Source organism: Azorhizobium sp. AG788, from assembly GCF_004364705.1.
Classification (GTDB): Bacteria; Pseudomonadota; Alphaproteobacteria; order Rhizobiales; family Xanthobacteraceae; genus Azorhizobium; species Azorhizobium caulinodans.
This window is the reverse complement of the sequence record NZ_SOBM01000005.1, coordinates 445,721-459,558: the sequence shown is the minus strand read 5'-3', so window position 1 is coordinate 459,558 and position 13,838 is coordinate 445,721. Positions and strand designations below refer to the sequence as shown.

Genomic DNA, 13,838 nt, shown 5'->3' with positions numbered 1-13,838 from the left:
GGGGGCGTCTCCTATTGCAAAAGCGGGATTGCCGATATGACCGGTTCATCTGCAACCGTGATTTCCACGGACGAACTGCAAATCCGACGGCTGCTGAAATATGGAACGCCGCTCTCGGCGCAGGAGCGGGAGGAGGCCCTCTCGCGCATCGAAGCGGCCGTGCGGCGGCTCGACGAACTCGCTCTCAGTGGTGCGGACCCGCTGATCGACGGGGTGGACCTCCGGGGCCTCATTGATGCCGCAGCGGCGTGTTCGGCCCTCGCGGGCCGCTTCGGGCAGGACCCGCCGGATGCCCGGTCCGTAGACGAATTGCCCTAGCGTTTCCAACGGTCCGTCGCCCGCGTCTTTCGTCGCCCTTGCCCAAGCCTCAGCCTGACGCCACAGTCGGCCACAAGCCGGCGCAAGTCCGGATGAGTCCCATGGGAGGAATGCGGGATGCCTCAGGCCGCCGGCTCGGGCGAAACCTATGATTATGTAATCGTCGGCGCAGGATCCGCCGGCTGCGTTCTGGCCAACCGCCTCTCGGCCGATCCGAATGTGCGGGTCGCGGTGGTTGAGGCCGGAGGGCGCGACAACTGGATCTGGTTCCACATTCCCGTGGGCTATCTCTTCGCCATCGGCAATCCGCGCGCCGACTGGTGCTTCAAGACCGAGCCGGAGCCGGGGCTCAATGGCCGCGCGCTCTCCTATCCCCGTGGCAAGACCATTGGTGGCTCCTCGGCCATCAACGCCATGATCTACATGCGCGGGCAGGCGGCCGATTACGACCACTGGCGCCAGCTCGGCCTTGCCGGCTGGGGCTGGGAGGATGTGGAGCCGCTTTTCAAGGCGCATGAGGACCATTTCCTCGGCCCCAACGCCCATCACGGCAAGGGCGGGGAATGGCATGTGGAGTTCCCGCGCATCACTTGGCCGCTGCTCGACGTGGTGCGGCAGGCCGCAGACGAGGATGGCATCCGCGCCATCGACGACTTCAATACGGGCGACAATGAAGGCGCCTGCTATTTCCACGTGAACCAGAAGCGGGGCCTGCGCTGGAGCGCCGCGCGCGGCTTCCTGAAACCGGTGCTCAACCGGCCGAACCTCGACCTCATCACCACGGGACACGTGGAGAAGGTGCTGGTGCACGAGAAGCGCGCGACCGGCATTCGCGTGCGTGGCAAGGACGGCCTGCGCACGCTCAACGCCCGCCGGGAGGTGATCCTGGCCGCAGGGGCGCTTGGTTCGCCGCAATTGCTGATGCTGTCGGGCATCGGTCCGGCCGAGCATCTGGCGGCGAAGGGCATCGATGTTGTGCTCGACAGGCCGGGTGTCGGGTCGAACCTGCAGGACCACCTGCAACTGCGTCTCATCTACAAGGTGTCCGGCATCGGCACGCTCAACCAGCGTTATCATTCGCTGTTCGGGCGCATGGGCATGGGCCTGGAATATGCGCTCTTCCGGCGCGGTCCGCTCACCATGGCGCCCTCGCAGATGGGCATCTTCACGAAATCCGGCCCCGAGCAGGAGCGCGCCAATATCGAGTTTCACGTGCAGCCGCTATCGCTCGACAAGTTCGGCGAGCCGCTGCACCGCTATCCGGCCTTCACCATGAGCGTGTGCAACCTGCGTCCCACCTCGCGCGGCACGATCCGCCTCAAGGGGCCGAACCCGTTGGCGCCGCCGGAAATCCGGCCGAACTATCTGGATACGGAAGAGGATCGCAAGGTGGCCGCGGATTCCATCCGTGTGGCGCGCCGGATCGTCGGGCAGCCGGCGCTCAGGCCCTATCACCCGGAGGAGATGCTGCCGGGGCCTCAGGTCTCCGATACCGATGAGGCGGCGCTCGCCAAGGCGGCGGGCGACGTGGGCACCACCATCTTCCATCCTGTCGGCACGGCGAAGATGGGCCTGCCCTCGGACCCGCTTGCGGTGGTGGACGAGCGCCTGCGGGTGTTCGGCATCGCGGGCCTGCGCGTGGTGGATGCGTCCATCATGCCTGCCATTGTCTCAGGAAACACCAATTCCCCCACGATCATGATCGCCGAAAAGGGCGCGCGCATGATCGTGGAGGATGCCAAAGCATGATGAGCCAACGCTTCAAGCGCACGTCGGGTACTGCTGCCGCCGGACTTGCTCTGGCGTTTCTTGCCGCCGCCCCGGCTGAAGCCTCGAGCCCCGATGCCTGGGCCGAGCTGCATGCCAAGGCCCGCGCCGCCTGCATCAAGGCGAGCGGGCTGAAGGAGGCTCGTACGCTGGGCCAGCCGGTGGACTTCGAGGCCTCCGTGCTGATCCTTGTCGGCGGACGCTGGCCGCAGGCGCACATGAACAATGCCAAGGGCACGTTCGCCTGCCTCTATGCGAAGGCGGGCGGGACGGCCGAGGCGCAGGAAATCACGCTGCCCCGGCCGTGATCGCTACGCGTCCTGCTCGGTGCAGGCGGCGGCGCGCGCATGGCCGCCGAAGGCATCGAGCATGCGCTCGCGCCAGCCGTAAACCGGATCGTCCTTCTCCAGCAGGCGCAGCGGGCTGACGCAGCGGGCCCACATGAGGGCGCCAAAGGCGCAATAGTCCGCATAAGCGGGCGCGGCGCCGGAGAGGAACGGCTGTTCGGCCACGACCGTCCGGACGGGCGTCAGGGCTGCACGGAAGGCCGGGATGTGAACGGCGGGATCGCCGGCATGGGTTTCCAGAGGCTGGCCGAAGCGCTTCTCCCGCGAGGCGCGGAAATAGTCGCGGTCCTTCTCATGCACACGGGCCAGGATGTCGAGCGTCAGCAGATGGCGCAGCGGCGCGACGAGAACGGTGTCCGCATAGCTGTTGACGAAGCGGGCATAGGAACGCCCCGTCTCTGACCCGAAGAGGGACGGGCGATCCGCATGATGCTCTTCCAGATGGAGCGCGATGCGCCAGGAATCCGTGACCGTCTTGTCGCCATCGACGAGCACCGGCACGGTGGCGCCGCCTGAGAAGGCGATCGCGTCCTTCTCCGTGAAACGCCAGGGACGGCGATCCGCCTCGAGGCCCTTGTGCAGGAGCGCCATGCGGATCTTCCAGCAGTGGGGGCTGAAGCGCAGATCGTCGTCCGCGCCGGTCAGTTCATAGAGCGTGAGGGAAGGGGGCATCACAACGTCCACTTGAAAGGCGCGTCGTCCGCGCAAGGTCTGCTTTCCTATCAGACCTTCAGGATCGGAGTGAAACAGCGGTTCGCCATGGAAAACAAAAAAGCCGGCGCCCGAAGGCGCCGGCTGGTCTTCAAACAGGCGTCGCGATCAGCGGCCGCGACGACGGGGCGCAGGCGCCGCCGCGCGGCGACGGTCCAGCGCGGGCGCTTCCGTCGGAGCCTTCTCGGTGGCCTTCGCCTTGGCGCCTACCTTGGTGATCGGCTTCGCGGCCTTGGTGGCAGCGGCCTTCGCCGGAGCAGCCTTGGCAGAAGCACTCTTGGCGGAGGCAGCCTTGGCCGCAGCCGGCTTGGCCGGTTCAGCCTGCACCTCGGGCGCCTTGGGAGCAGCCACGGGCTTGGGAGCCGCCGCAGCCTTGGCGCGACCACGCGAAGCGGGGGCGGCCGAAGCGGCAGCGGGCTGGGCCGCACGGGCCTTGCCCTTGGCCGCAGGAGCGGCTGGCTTGGGGGCCTCGGCAGCCGGCGCTTCCGCAGGCTTGGCAACCTTGGCGGCCTTCTCCGCGGCCTTTTCGGCTTCCAGCGCGGCGGCGGTGCCGGCAGCGGCACCCGCGAGCACCGTGCGGACGACGAGGGCGACAAGCGCGCCCCGATCCTCAGCGACCGGCTGAGCATTCACATGCTTGCGCACCAGGGCGTAGAGGATGGTCGAATGCAGCATCCAACTGAGTTCCTGGTCCAGCGCGTCCGGGCCTGTGCGATCCGGCAGGCCACGATGGGCATGGATTTCCTTCTGGATGATCTTGAGCAGGCGGTTGCCGTGGTTCTCAAGATAGCGCGCGAACGCCTCTGAGCCAGCAAGGCCAGCATAGAGCGAAATGCGGATCCAGTGGCTGGCATCCACCGCTTCGAGATAAGCGCCGTAGAAGTCCTGCAGGCGCTTCTCCAGCGGGATGTCGCGATCCTTCAGCCGGGCTTCCCAATCCTTCGACCAGCGCTGGACGAAGACCTCCTCATAGACCGCATTCACCAGCGCCTGCTTGGTGCTGAAGTAGCGGAAGATGAGGCCCTGAGAGATGCCGAGACGCGAAGCGAGGTCGCGGGTCTGGGCCTCGAAGCCCTTCTCCGCGAAGAAGGCGACGGCCGCATCCAGGATCATCTGGCGGCGGACCTTCGGGTCGAGGCGGCTGCGGAGAGCTTCCTGAACGGCCTTGGCGGTAGCCGCCACCTTCGCGCGGGCCGGTGCGCTCGCGGTGGGGGCTTTCACCGGGACGGCGGTCTTTGTGGCCACCTTCTTCGTGGCCACCTTTGCGGGAGCCGGCTTCGTGGAGGCCGGCTTGGCAGCGGCGGTCTTCGCCTCGGTCTTGGCGGGCACGGGAGCCGGCGCCTTGGCCTTCACGCTCGCCGCGGGCTTCGCGGCAGCGGCCTTTGGAGCCGCCTTCGCCGTAGTCTTGGCGGCCGGCTTCGAGGTGGGCTCGGCGGCCTTGGCAGCAGGCTTGGCCGCGGCGACCTTCGCGGAAGGTGCCTTGGCGGCCGGCGCAGCGGCCTTGGCTGCCTTGCTGGTCGCGGGCTTCGCGGCTGGTTGGGCCGACGCCGTCTTCGCCGCAGCGGGCTTCGCGGCGGCTTTGGCGGCCGGTGCCTTTGCGGGTGCCGCAGGCTTGGCGGGGGCGGCGGGCTTGCCTGCGGCAGCCTTGGCGCCGCGGGTTCCGGCGGCCTTCGGCGCCGGGGCGGGCACAGCGGCCTCGACCGGCGTTGAGCGCTTGGTTTCGCGGGCAGCGCGCGCCGGGGTGGCGCGGGACGAGGTTACTTTACGCGGTGCCAAGGTGAATTCCTCTTCAGGGAAGTGGTGCCGCCCAGCGCCTTCACGAGGCAGCCCAAAACGACAGTTGATCCTATTTTACCGCCATTCAATCGTAATGACAACACGTTCAGCTCGTATTGAGTTCGGAATTACTGTTCAACCTCGGGTCGAGGGGCTGAAATATGGCTCAAACGCGATCAGGACTGGCCGGTGGGCGGTCGTGATAAACGAGATGCTGTGTGATCATATGCTTTGCAGACATTCAAGTTCGACAATTCGTATGCCACAATCTCGCCTCGCTTTCGCTTGGCTGCGGTCTTCTTTGGAGTCCGGGAGGGGCCGCCCCGGCGGCAAACGGTGACGGGGTGATCATTACGACCCAGCCGATACCGGTCTTCGGGCTGGGTGGTGACGTTGCGTGAATTTGCCGGCCGGGTGATTGTCCGGCCGGGGGCGTGCGGTCGGCGTGCGGCGCTGCAGCCTCTGGGGATGACTCCCGCTTCGGAAGGCGGCCCAAACCTCCTCTTAACGCACCCGCGCTAAGCCTTGGGGAACCAGCCGTTCCAGCGAACGGCCTGCTGGACCCTGGATGAACATGCCTTCTTCGAATCCTCCTCCGAAGTCGAACTTTCCCCGCTTCTCGGCAGGCCCGGCGACTGGCGATTCCCGCGGCCTGGCCTATCCGGATTCCACGGCCATGCGCATGCAGTCCACGACGGCGCATGTGTCGGTCACCCCTTGGATCGCCAACGAACTGGTGCCGAGCTGGCTGAAGCCCTTCACGCTCGATGCCAACACGCGCTTCACGCGCACACCGGAATATCTCTTGCGCCCGCGCGCGAAGGCGGCCGAGAAGCCCGCAGCGCCCCGCGGCGAGATGCCGGCCGTGCCGCCGCCCGCCGCCCCATCCGCGCCGCAGGCCCGGCGGGCGGAGCCCAAACGCATGGACGAGGCCGCATCGGGCTTTGCCTTCGCCGAGCGCAACTGGTCGTTCATCGCCGTCGAAGATGACGTGGACGAAGTGCCCGCTCCTCAGCAGGCACTCGTTAACCATGAATCGGCGCCGGTTGCAGCTTCGGAGCCCGTGGCCGATCCGGTCCCGGTCGCCGACGGGGCGGCTGAGCGCGCGGTCGAAGACGGGATGACGGCGCCGGAGGGGCTGGTCGAGGAGGGGGAAGCGCAGGCGCTTTCCGTCGTAGAGGTTGAGGACGAAGACGCGCTGATGGACCACGAGGACGCGATCCTGGAAGACGATCTGTTGGATGCCGACGAACTGGAAACGCTTGCGGAAGACGAGGACGAGGCATTCGAGGAGATGGACGACGCCGAGGCTGATGCCTCCTGCGCGCTTCACGATGTGCCTCAGACCTTGCTGGCGCTGAGCAGTCTCATTGTCGTTGGTGACCTCGCCCTGCCGGAACGGGCGCAGGATCAGGACATTTCGCCCCTCGGCCATGAGGACATGCTTGAGGACGACGAAGACTTCGCCGAGGACGATCTCCTTGAGGATGAGGAGGGCGAACTCGAGGCCGATACGGACGCCGACGAGACCGTCGACGAATATGATGAGGACGACACCGAGGCTGAAGCCGAAGTCCTTGAGGATGATGAGGTAGACGAGGGGGCCGAGGCGGATTTCGACGACGAAGACGCCGAGGAGGTGGACGACGAGGATGAGGATGAAGATCTGAGCGAGGAAGAGGACGAGGACTTCGAGGAGGAAGCCGAGTCCGATTTCGACGCCGAGGACGACGACGCCGGCGATGATGAGGACCTCGATGACGAGGGCCTCGCCGACGAAGGTTATGAGGACGAGGAACTGGAAGCGGACGAAGCCGACCTCGAAGACGAGGCCTTCGACGAAGTCGCCGAGGACGATGCGGCGGGTGAACTGCCGCACGCGCCGCTGCCCCTCGCCGCCACTCCGGCGCCGGTGGTCGGGTTTGCGGGCCTCGGCTGGTCCTTCTATCAGCAGAGCGTCCAGGCCGGTTTCGGTGCGGTGACCGCGCCGGCGCCCTCTGCGCCGGTGGCGGCCCCGAAGGCTGTTCCGCAGCCCGTGCCTGTTCCGGCCGCGCGGCGCCCCGAGGCCGCTCCCATGCCGGCGGTCGCCGAGACGCTGGCGGATTCCGATCCGTCGGACGTGGATGGCTACCAACTGCCCTCCCTCGACCTTTTGGCCGAGCCGCCGCAGGTGGAGCCGCCCTATGACCTTTCCGAGGAATATCTGGAGCAGAGCTCGCAGCACCTGCAGCAGATCCTTCGTGACTTCGGCGTGCGCGGCGAGATCATCGACGCCAATCCCGGTCCTGTGGTCACGCTCTATGAACTGGAGCCGGCCCCCGGCACGAAGTCATCCCGCGTCATCGGTCTTTCCGCCGATATCGCCCGCTCCATGAGCGCCATCTCCGCCCGCGTGGCTGTGGTGGAGGGGCGCAACGTTATCGGTATCGAGTTGCCCAACCGGGTGCGCGAAACCGTGTGGCTGCGCGAGATGCTGGCCGGCCCGGCGTTCGCCGAAGCGCGCGCCAAGCTCGGCCTGTGCCTCGGCAAGACCATCGGTGGCGAGGCGGTGATCGCCGACCTTGCCAAGATGCCGCACCTTCTGGTGGCGGGCACGACCGGCTCGGGCAAGTCGGTCGCCATCAACACCATGATCCTGTCACTGCTCTACCGGCACGCGCCGGAAGCCTGCCGCCTGATCATGATCGATCCGAAGATGCTGGAGCTCTCCGTTTACGAGGGCATCCCGCACCTCCTCACGCCCGTCGTGACCGACCCCAAGAAGGCGATCATCGCCCTCAAGTGGGCCGTGCGTGAGATGGAGGAGCGCTATCGCAAGATGAGCCGCCTCGGTGTGCGCAACATCGATGGCTTCAACGCCCGCGTGGCCGAGGCGCGCGAGAACGGTGAGGTCATCACCCGCATCGTGGAGCGCGGTTTCGACAAGGAAACCGGCGAGATGGTGAGCGAGGAGGAGGTGATGGACCTCACCTCCCTGCCGTACATCGTTATCATCGTGGACGAGATGGCCGACCTCATGATGATGGCCGGCAAGGAGATCGAGGGGGCCATCCAGCGTCTCGCCCAGATGGCCCGCGCCGCCGGCATCCATCTGGTGATGGCGACCCAACGCCCCTCCGTGGATGTCATCACCGGCACCATCAAGGCCAACTTCCCCACCCGCATCTCCTTCCAGGTGACCTCGAAGATCGACAGCCGGACCATTCTGGGCGAGATGGGCGCCGAGCAACTGCTGGGACAGGGCGACATGCTCTACATGGCCGGCGGCGGACGCATCATGCGCGTGCACGGCCCCTTCGTCTCCGACCATGAGGTGGAGAAGGTGGTGGCCCATCTGAAGACGCAGGGGCGGCCGGAATATCTCGATGCCGTCACCTCGGAGGAGGATGAGGAGGTTCCGGCGGAGGACGATGTCGCCGTGTTCGACAAGTCGTCCATGGGCGACGAGGGCGACCATTACGAGCAGGCGGTTGCGGTGGTGCTGCGCGATCGCAAGGCGTCCACCTCCTACATCCAGCGCCGGCTCCAGATCGGCTACAACAAGGCCGCGAGCCTCATGGAGCGGATGGAGCAGGAGGGCATTGTCGGCCCCGCCAACCATGCCGGAAAACGCGAGATCCTCGCGTCTCGCGCTCCGGCCCCCCGCTGAAGGCGGCTCACCCTGCCCCCGGCGCGGGGCAGGGCGTTGCCCCGGCAAACGGCCGGGGCTGTGGAAAGCGTTAGGCGGCGCGCCAGCCGGTTGCCGCCCGGCCCGACTTGCCGTATGAACGGCCTGCATCGCCCGTGCGGCGGTGCCCGCGGCACCCGTAGCTCAGCTGGATATCGCGTTGCCCTCCGAAGGCACGTGTCAAGCCGGCTGGAGCGAAAAGTGTGAAGAAAAGCGTTTTTGAATTCAACGACTTGCGAGGGTTGGGCCGAGGGCTTCACTTTCGCAGGAAATCCGAGTAAGCACTGCGTAAGCAGTAGGCACCCGTAGCTCAGCTGGATAGAGCGCCGCCCTCCGAAGGCGGAGGCCACACGTTCGAATCGTGTCGGGTGCGCCACTGCAACTTTTGATTGTGCCGGCTCTGCAGGAGCAATGGCCGTCAAAACGAGCGGTATTCAGCCTGTCAAATAGCGCCCAAACGCCACGATAGGCGGCGCATTCGAAAATCCCCATATCGAGCATCTCTCGCGTGGTCACGACCGCGATGCCGCCAGCTATGCGACTCTCGACCCTTACTGCAACTTCCGGTACGAATATCGAGGTTTTATTCAACACGCCGGAGCCAGAATGGCTGCGCCGTTTTCAACATCGATCGAATTGCGCCACCTACGTTATTTCGTCTCTGCCGCCGAGCACGGAAGCTTCCGCAAGGCCGGGGTGGCCCTTGAGGTCAAGGAAACGTCCATCAGCCGGAGCGTCCGCGATCTTGAAGACGAGATCGGTGTCTCGCTGTTCATCCGGCACTCAAGCGGGGTGAACCTCACTCTGGCGGGGCAGCGCTTTTTGAACCGCACGCGTCCGGCCCTTGATCAAATCCGAGAGGCAACCGTGTAAGCGGCTGCGCTCGCGGTGCGAGGTCAGGCCATATTGGAGATTGATGCCGGCCAGCGCGGCGGGAAGCTGACGCAGATACGCGGCCGGCGCGACGATCTGCGCCGCGAGCTGGCCGAAGCACCAATGGTTCGGCTCGACGGGTGCATCCGCACCGGGCAGCACCAGCGCCAGCCGCTCGGCATTGGAGCGGCTCGCCTCCACATGGATGCGGGACGTCTCCACAAGGCGCGACCGGCTATGATCGGCACGGCCCCGCACCATCGCGGCCAGTTCGCCGAGCGAGAGAAACCGTCCGTCATCCGGCCGGGAGAACCATTCCGACGACACGCGGCCGACCCGTTCGCCGCGCGTGACATCCGCCTTGTAGCCGCCACTGACGTCGCGACCGGCATCCAGAACCTGCATGTTCATGGGGATCACCCTCCATGACGGGCGCCAGAAGCCTCTCTCCCAGTCCTCAACCCGTCACGGGAATCCCAGCCGACCCCTCACTCTTTGGTCTGCAATCGCTGACCCATGTCGCCTTCATATCAGGTGCATGCTGGGATAGTTTCAGCGTCGCGCTTCGCGGCAGGTCTGCTGATGCGTTGCGCTGCTAAAAAAGGAAAGGCCATTGGCCGGTCAAAGCCCGAATTCTACGAAATTTTCCAGAACTGAGCGATTTCTCGTGTGGAGGATACTCCTACGGCAAGCATATAAGGGCCAGCCGATCCCAGATCATCCCCCACAGGCGCGCCGTGGCCCATGTCCTGCAAAGTGTTCACTTCTACAAGTGTATTGCCCTTCTCGTCGCACCAGCTCTGACGTACGCGGATGCCGAGGGTTTCCGACCGGTCCGGCACCGCGCCGAGGTCGTGAATGCCGCGCCATTGGGCGGAGATGTGATCGGCATTGGAGGGTGCGACGGTGTGGTCGGCGGCACCCTGCCATATCGTGATGCTGGGCCAAGGGCCGCCATGGCTGGAGGCCGACTGCACAAGGCCGAGAAGGTCGGCGTCAGAGCTCGCCCGCGACCCGCGCATGCAGTCGAGGGCTTCAAACATCGTGTTGGCTCCACCATAGGCCAGGCCTGCAATGACGGCGCCGCTCGCAAACAGCTCGGGATAGGTTGCGAGCATGACCGCAGCCATGGCGCCACCTGCGGACAGGCCTGTGATGAAGATGCGATCACTGTCGAGATCGTGTCTCACGATCAGCGCCTCGATCATCTGGCGGATGGAATGCGCCTCACCGCCATCGCGGCGGATGTCGCCGGGCTGGAACCAATTGAAGCAGAGATTGGGGTTGTTGGCCTGTTGCTGCTCCGGATAGAGCACAGCAAAGCCGGCCTCATCCGCCAGCTGCGACCAGCCCGCATGGTGATCGTACGCGGCGGCGGACTGAGTACAGCCATGCAGAACCACCACGAGCGGAGCACGGGGCGGACACGAGGCAGGGATATGGTAATGCGCGCCTAATTCGCCGGGATTGGATCCGAAATCTTCCAGCGCGGCAAGGCGCCCGACAGGGGCGGCGGCGCTTTCTTCCGGGGACATCCAGTAGCGCAGCCCGGACAGATACACGAAATTTTCGGCGAGGCTTTTCATCGGGGCATCCTTGTCATGGCGACCTCTGACGGGTGGAGCGGGACCGCTTGACCGATGTCTTTGCGTCACGTGCGCAAATGGTGGTCCGGTTCGCCAGGAGGCATGACTACAGGGACAACGTCCCGCGACTTAAATGGTTGTTGCACTGCACAATGAAGCTGGTGCAGATGTGACCGGCCCTTGAAGGGGGCCGGCCAGTGCTGGCTTCAGCGATCAACGCTGGGGAAGATGCCCATTGTCGTCCCGCTGGCGCCCGCCGATCACGGCGGCGACACAGGCAATGAAGCCGCCCATCACCAGAGAGAGCGTGCCCAGAAGAGCGAAGGTGGCGCCGGCTTTGCGTGCCTTCTCCGCCGTCTCCTGAGCCTTCATCCGGGCGTCGTTGACGCGGGCGAGAACCCCGTCCACCCGAACGGTGGCGTCGGCGGGGGAGAGCCCCGTCCTGCTGGCGACCAATTGGGAGAGATAGGCCTTGTCGTCCGCGGTGACCGAGCCTGAGAGGGCGCCCTCGGCGAGGATGCGCGAAGCCTGGGCTGCGGCGCCGCCATCGGTGTCTGCGGCGGGGTTCGCCTGCGCCGCCGTGCCCTCGCGGAACAGGAGGTCCACGAAGTAAGATGCGGGATTGGCGCCTGTGCTTGAGGGAGCATTGGCGGCCCCTGCCGAAGCCCCCATGGCGGCTCCGGACGCGACGTTCGATGCCGCCCGCATGCCGGTGCCGAGAACGCCGGACATGGCGCCGCCGATCAGCATGACGATCAGCAGGGTCGAAAGGGCCCACGTGACTAGGCCATGGGCGCTGTCGCGGAAGAAGGTCTCATCGTGGGCATCTCCGCCGCGCCGGGGCCGTAGGCGCCCCGCCAGATAGCCGCCGGTGCCCGAGGAGAGCCATTGCACAAGCACCAGCCAGATGGCCGTGGAGACGGCGAAGGTGGAAAGGCTGGCGCTCTCACTGGCCCAGGGCGAGACGATGGTGAGGCCGAGGCCGGAGCCCAGAAGCATCAGAACGAACGTGAGCGCGGCCGCCGCGACAGCGCCCGCCACGACAGCCCCCCAATTCATCGAGGGGGACCGTGTGGCAAGAGGAGCAGTAGCGACGCTGGCCGCTGGGTAGGTGGATGTCATGTGGGAGCTCCTAGCGAAGAAACAGAACGAGGATAATGATGATCGGGATCGGAATGCCGATCAGCCAAAGAAGAATTCCACGACCCATGATGAGCTCCTTTTGTAGATTGCGCGTTTCGTGATTGATGCTGGCGCCAGCAGGTCAGATAATCCCGGCGCACGTGCGGGCTGAACACTCCGCCACGTGCATCGGCGCCGTTGGGTGCTGCCGGCAGATCGGCCCGGAACCGAGGGAACCCGCTACGGGTGAAGGGCGTGGCTTTTCCGGCGTCCTGGCCAACCGGTCTTCCAAGCGGTTGCTTTGCCATGGAAACAGTTCTGCAAGGCCTGCGCCGGGAGCGCAGAGTTTCACGACGTAAGGGTTTGCAGAAAGATCAATCCTCAAAGCGGATACGCAGTTCCATTTTATTTGAGATGGGTCGAAATATATTCCGATTTTGATTTTTGAAGGCCGATGGGAAATTAATAAAAATGAACAGATCTAATAAATTTATTGACTTTTTCGCGCTTTTATTTATGGTGTGCGATAGGGGTGCTTATGGCATGTGCCTGCCTCAGCGCGTCAGGTTGAGCCGGGAGTGTCCCCAGCGCCATAGCGAGGGCGCCGTCCCCAGAGGTCGCGAGCCGAGTGTCCACCGCTCTGGCGTGCGCGGACGTCCGGGATCTCATTGCCCTCGGGCAAGGCAAAGGGCGCGCCACCAAGTGGTACCGGTCCCTCGCAGCGAACACGGATCAGTCGGGGTGTCCTTCTACGCACCCTGGCTGCCCACGCTTCACGCGCCGCGGATTCTCAGTTCGCCTCGGCTCTCCAAGGAGGAGACACATCGTGACAACATTTTTCCCCGCCCGTGCTGGCGTCTCCACTTTTTCCGAACCCATGCGCCGCTTTTCCATCGGCCAGTCGGTTCGGCTCCTTAGCGGGTATGGCAACCCCACACGGAAACTTGACGAGGTCTACCGGATTACATCTTTGATTCCGGCGATGGACGCCTCTTTTCAATACGGCCCGCGCCAGGATGGCGAGGCGTTCGAGCGGGTGGCGACGGAAGAGAGCCTGGATCTGGTGCAGATCGAAGAGCCGGGCGAGGGCATGTCCCAGGCGCAGTCCGGGGGGCGGACCCGATTATCGGGTTGTGACGCATCATGCGGATCGTGATCACGTTTTTTCGCATCCGGCCCGAAGACGGGGCGCATGCCCAGGTAGGCCGCGAAGTCGGCGTGGTACGCAACCTTGATGAGGCGCTCACCTTGGCCAGTTCCCTCGCCCAGTCGCTCGCCATGCCGCAGCGACCCGATGCGGTGACCATTTTCGACGAAGCCGGGCGCGAACTCCATTCCTGCGCCTTCGCCCTTCTCCTGCCGCCCCATGAAAGGCGCACGCCATGACGCTGGCATTTCCCAACCACAGCCGCAGTTTCGACAAGGCCCGCAACGCGGTCCGCTTTGCCGGCCATGACGGCATGTTCGAAATCCCCTTCCTCGTCGAGATGAGCGCGCTCGGGGCCTCCTCCGCAGCGGCGCACCTGACGGACGTTGAGGAAGATGCCTGTCTCTGCGCCTTCGACCGGCGGCGCAGCGCCGTCCACGCCGCAGCCTCCAAGGCCTATGCGGGCGGCCGGCGCCGTCCCTATTACGTTCTCACGGCGGCGGATATCCGATGACCCCTCCTCG

At 65.3% G+C, this 13,838-nt stretch carries 12 protein-coding genes, 1 tRNA gene and 1 pseudogene; 9 read left to right on the top strand and 5 right to left on the bottom strand.

What is annotated here, in order from left to right; all coding sequences use genetic code 11:
• Positions 1 to 36: 36 nt before the first annotated feature.
• The 3 genes from DFO45_RS15465 (at position 37) to DFO45_RS15455 (ending at position 2,393) form a co-directional block, all read left to right on the top strand.
• Positions 37 to 318, top strand: a complete 282-nt coding sequence (locus DFO45_RS15465) for a hypothetical protein (protein WP_133865568.1) — start codon at positions 37 to 39, stop codon at positions 316 to 318.
• Positions 319 to 435: 117 nt separating this feature from the next.
• Entirely contained in the window at positions 436 to 2,067 is a 1,632-nt protein-coding gene (locus tag DFO45_RS15460) for a GMC family oxidoreductase N-terminal domain-containing protein (protein ID WP_133865567.1), read from the top strand.
• The gene (locus DFO45_RS15455) at positions 2,064 to 2,393 is read left to right on the top strand and encodes a hypothetical protein (protein WP_133865566.1); all 330 of its coding nucleotides are present in this window, start codon (positions 2,064 to 2,066) and stop codon (positions 2,391 to 2,393) included. The genes DFO45_RS15460 and DFO45_RS15455 overlap by 4 nt, the downstream gene beginning before the upstream one ends.
• A gap of 3 nt (positions 2,394 to 2,396) precedes the next feature.
• On the opposite strand, the gene DFO45_RS15450 is transcribed toward DFO45_RS15455, so the two are convergent.
• Positions 2,397 to 3,104 carry a glutathione S-transferase family protein gene (locus DFO45_RS15450; RefSeq protein WP_043879510.1) on the bottom strand — a complete coding sequence of 236 codons (708 nt, stop codon included), beginning with the start codon at positions 3,102 to 3,104 and terminating at the stop codon, positions 2,397 to 2,399.
• Positions 3,105 to 3,251: 147 nt separating this feature from the next.
• A complete protein-coding gene (locus DFO45_RS15445; RefSeq protein WP_133865565.1) occupies positions 3,252 to 4,919 on the bottom strand; it encodes a TetR/AcrR family transcriptional regulator in 1,668 nt (555 codons plus the stop codon).
• Positions 4,920 to 5,595: 676 nt separating this feature from the next.
• On the opposite strand from DFO45_RS15445, the gene DFO45_RS25260 reads away from it, so the two are divergent.
• From DFO45_RS25260 to DFO45_RS15430, 3 genes are all read left to right on the top strand, one after another.
• The gene (locus DFO45_RS25260; RefSeq protein WP_245518114.1) at positions 5,596 to 8,568 is read left to right on the top strand and encodes a DNA translocase FtsK; all 2,973 of its coding nucleotides are present in this window, start codon (positions 5,596 to 5,598) and stop codon (positions 8,566 to 8,568) included.
• A 317-nt stretch (positions 8,569 to 8,885) separates the two neighbouring features.
• Positions 8,886 to 8,962, top strand: a tRNA-Arg gene (locus DFO45_RS15435).
• A 230-nt stretch (positions 8,963 to 9,192) separates the two neighbouring features.
• Positions 9,193 to 9,459, top strand: a complete 267-nt coding sequence (locus tag DFO45_RS15430) for a LysR family transcriptional regulator (RefSeq protein ID WP_133865564.1) — start codon at positions 9,193 to 9,195, stop codon at positions 9,457 to 9,459.
• Positions 9,460 to 9,471: 12 nt separating this feature from the next.
• Here the strand turns inward: DFO45_RS15430 and DFO45_RS15425 are convergent.
• From DFO45_RS15425 to DFO45_RS15415, 3 genes and pseudogenes are all read right to left on the bottom strand, one after another.
• Positions 9,472 to 9,870: pseudogene (locus DFO45_RS15425) on the bottom strand (DUF932 domain-containing protein); the annotation flags it as partial.
• A 224-nt stretch (positions 9,871 to 10,094) separates the two neighbouring features.
• A complete protein-coding gene (locus tag DFO45_RS15420) occupies positions 10,095 to 11,045 on the bottom strand; it encodes a PHB depolymerase family esterase (RefSeq protein ID WP_208299804.1) in 951 nt (316 codons plus the stop codon).
• A gap of 213 nt (positions 11,046 to 11,258) precedes the next feature.
• Positions 11,259 to 12,167, bottom strand: coding sequence for a hypothetical protein (locus DFO45_RS15415; protein ID WP_133865563.1), 909 nt, complete (start codon positions 12,165 to 12,167; stop codon positions 11,259 to 11,261).
• Positions 12,168 to 12,993: 826 nt separating this feature from the next.
• On the opposite strand from DFO45_RS15415, the gene DFO45_RS15410 reads away from it, so the two are divergent.
• Genes DFO45_RS15410 through DFO45_RS15400 form a run of 3 tightly spaced genes read left to right on the top strand, consistent with a single transcriptional unit; the run spans position 12,994 to position 13,828 of the window.
• Positions 12,994 to 13,323, top strand: a complete 330-nt coding sequence (locus DFO45_RS15410; protein WP_133865562.1) for a hypothetical protein — start codon at positions 12,994 to 12,996, stop codon at positions 13,321 to 13,323.
• Positions 13,311 to 13,553 (top strand): hypothetical protein, encoded by a 243-nt coding sequence (locus DFO45_RS15405; protein WP_133865561.1) that lies wholly within the window; start codon positions 13,311 to 13,313, stop codon positions 13,551 to 13,553. Before DFO45_RS15410 ends, DFO45_RS15405 begins: the two co-directional genes overlap by 13 nt.
• Positions 13,550 to 13,828, top strand: a complete 279-nt coding sequence (locus DFO45_RS15400) for a DUF1488 family protein (RefSeq protein ID WP_133865560.1) — start codon at positions 13,550 to 13,552, stop codon at positions 13,826 to 13,828. The genes DFO45_RS15405 and DFO45_RS15400 overlap by 4 nt, the downstream gene beginning before the upstream one ends.
• Positions 13,829 to 13,838: the final 10 nt, after the last annotated feature.

Bases quoted from the DNA above. Each gene is read 5' to 3' on its own strand.
- DFO45_RS15415 (WP_133865563.1), bottom strand. From the start codon at position 12,167: ATGACATCCACCTACCCAGCGGCCAGCGTCGCTACTGCTCCTCTTGCC.
- DFO45_RS25260 (WP_245518114.1), top strand. From the start codon at position 5,596: ATGCGCATGCAGTCCACGACGGCGCATGTGTCGGTCACCCCTTGGATC.
- DFO45_RS15430 (WP_133865564.1), top strand. From the start codon at position 9,193: ATGGCTGCGCCGTTTTCAACATCGATCGAATTGCGCCACCTACGTTAT.
- DFO45_RS15405 (WP_133865561.1), top strand. From the start codon at position 13,311: ATGCGGATCGTGATCACGTTTTTTCGCATCCGGCCCGAAGACGGGGCG.
- DFO45_RS15465 (WP_133865568.1), top strand. From the start codon at position 37: ATGACCGGTTCATCTGCAACCGTGATTTCCACGGACGAACTGCAAATC.
- DFO45_RS15450 (WP_043879510.1), bottom strand. From the start codon at position 3,104: ATGCCCCCTTCCCTCACGCTCTATGAACTGACCGGCGCGGACGACGAT.
- DFO45_RS15455 (WP_133865566.1), top strand. From the start codon at position 2,064: ATGATGAGCCAACGCTTCAAGCGCACGTCGGGTACTGCTGCCGCCGGA.
- DFO45_RS15400 (WP_133865560.1), top strand. From the start codon at position 13,550: ATGACGCTGGCATTTCCCAACCACAGCCGCAGTTTCGACAAGGCCCGC.
- DFO45_RS15460 (WP_133865567.1), top strand. From the start codon at position 436: ATGCCTCAGGCCGCCGGCTCGGGCGAAACCTATGATTATGTAATCGTC.
- DFO45_RS15420 (WP_208299804.1), bottom strand. From the start codon at position 11,045: ATGAAAAGCCTCGCCGAAAATTTCGTGTATCTGTCCGGGCTGCGCTAC.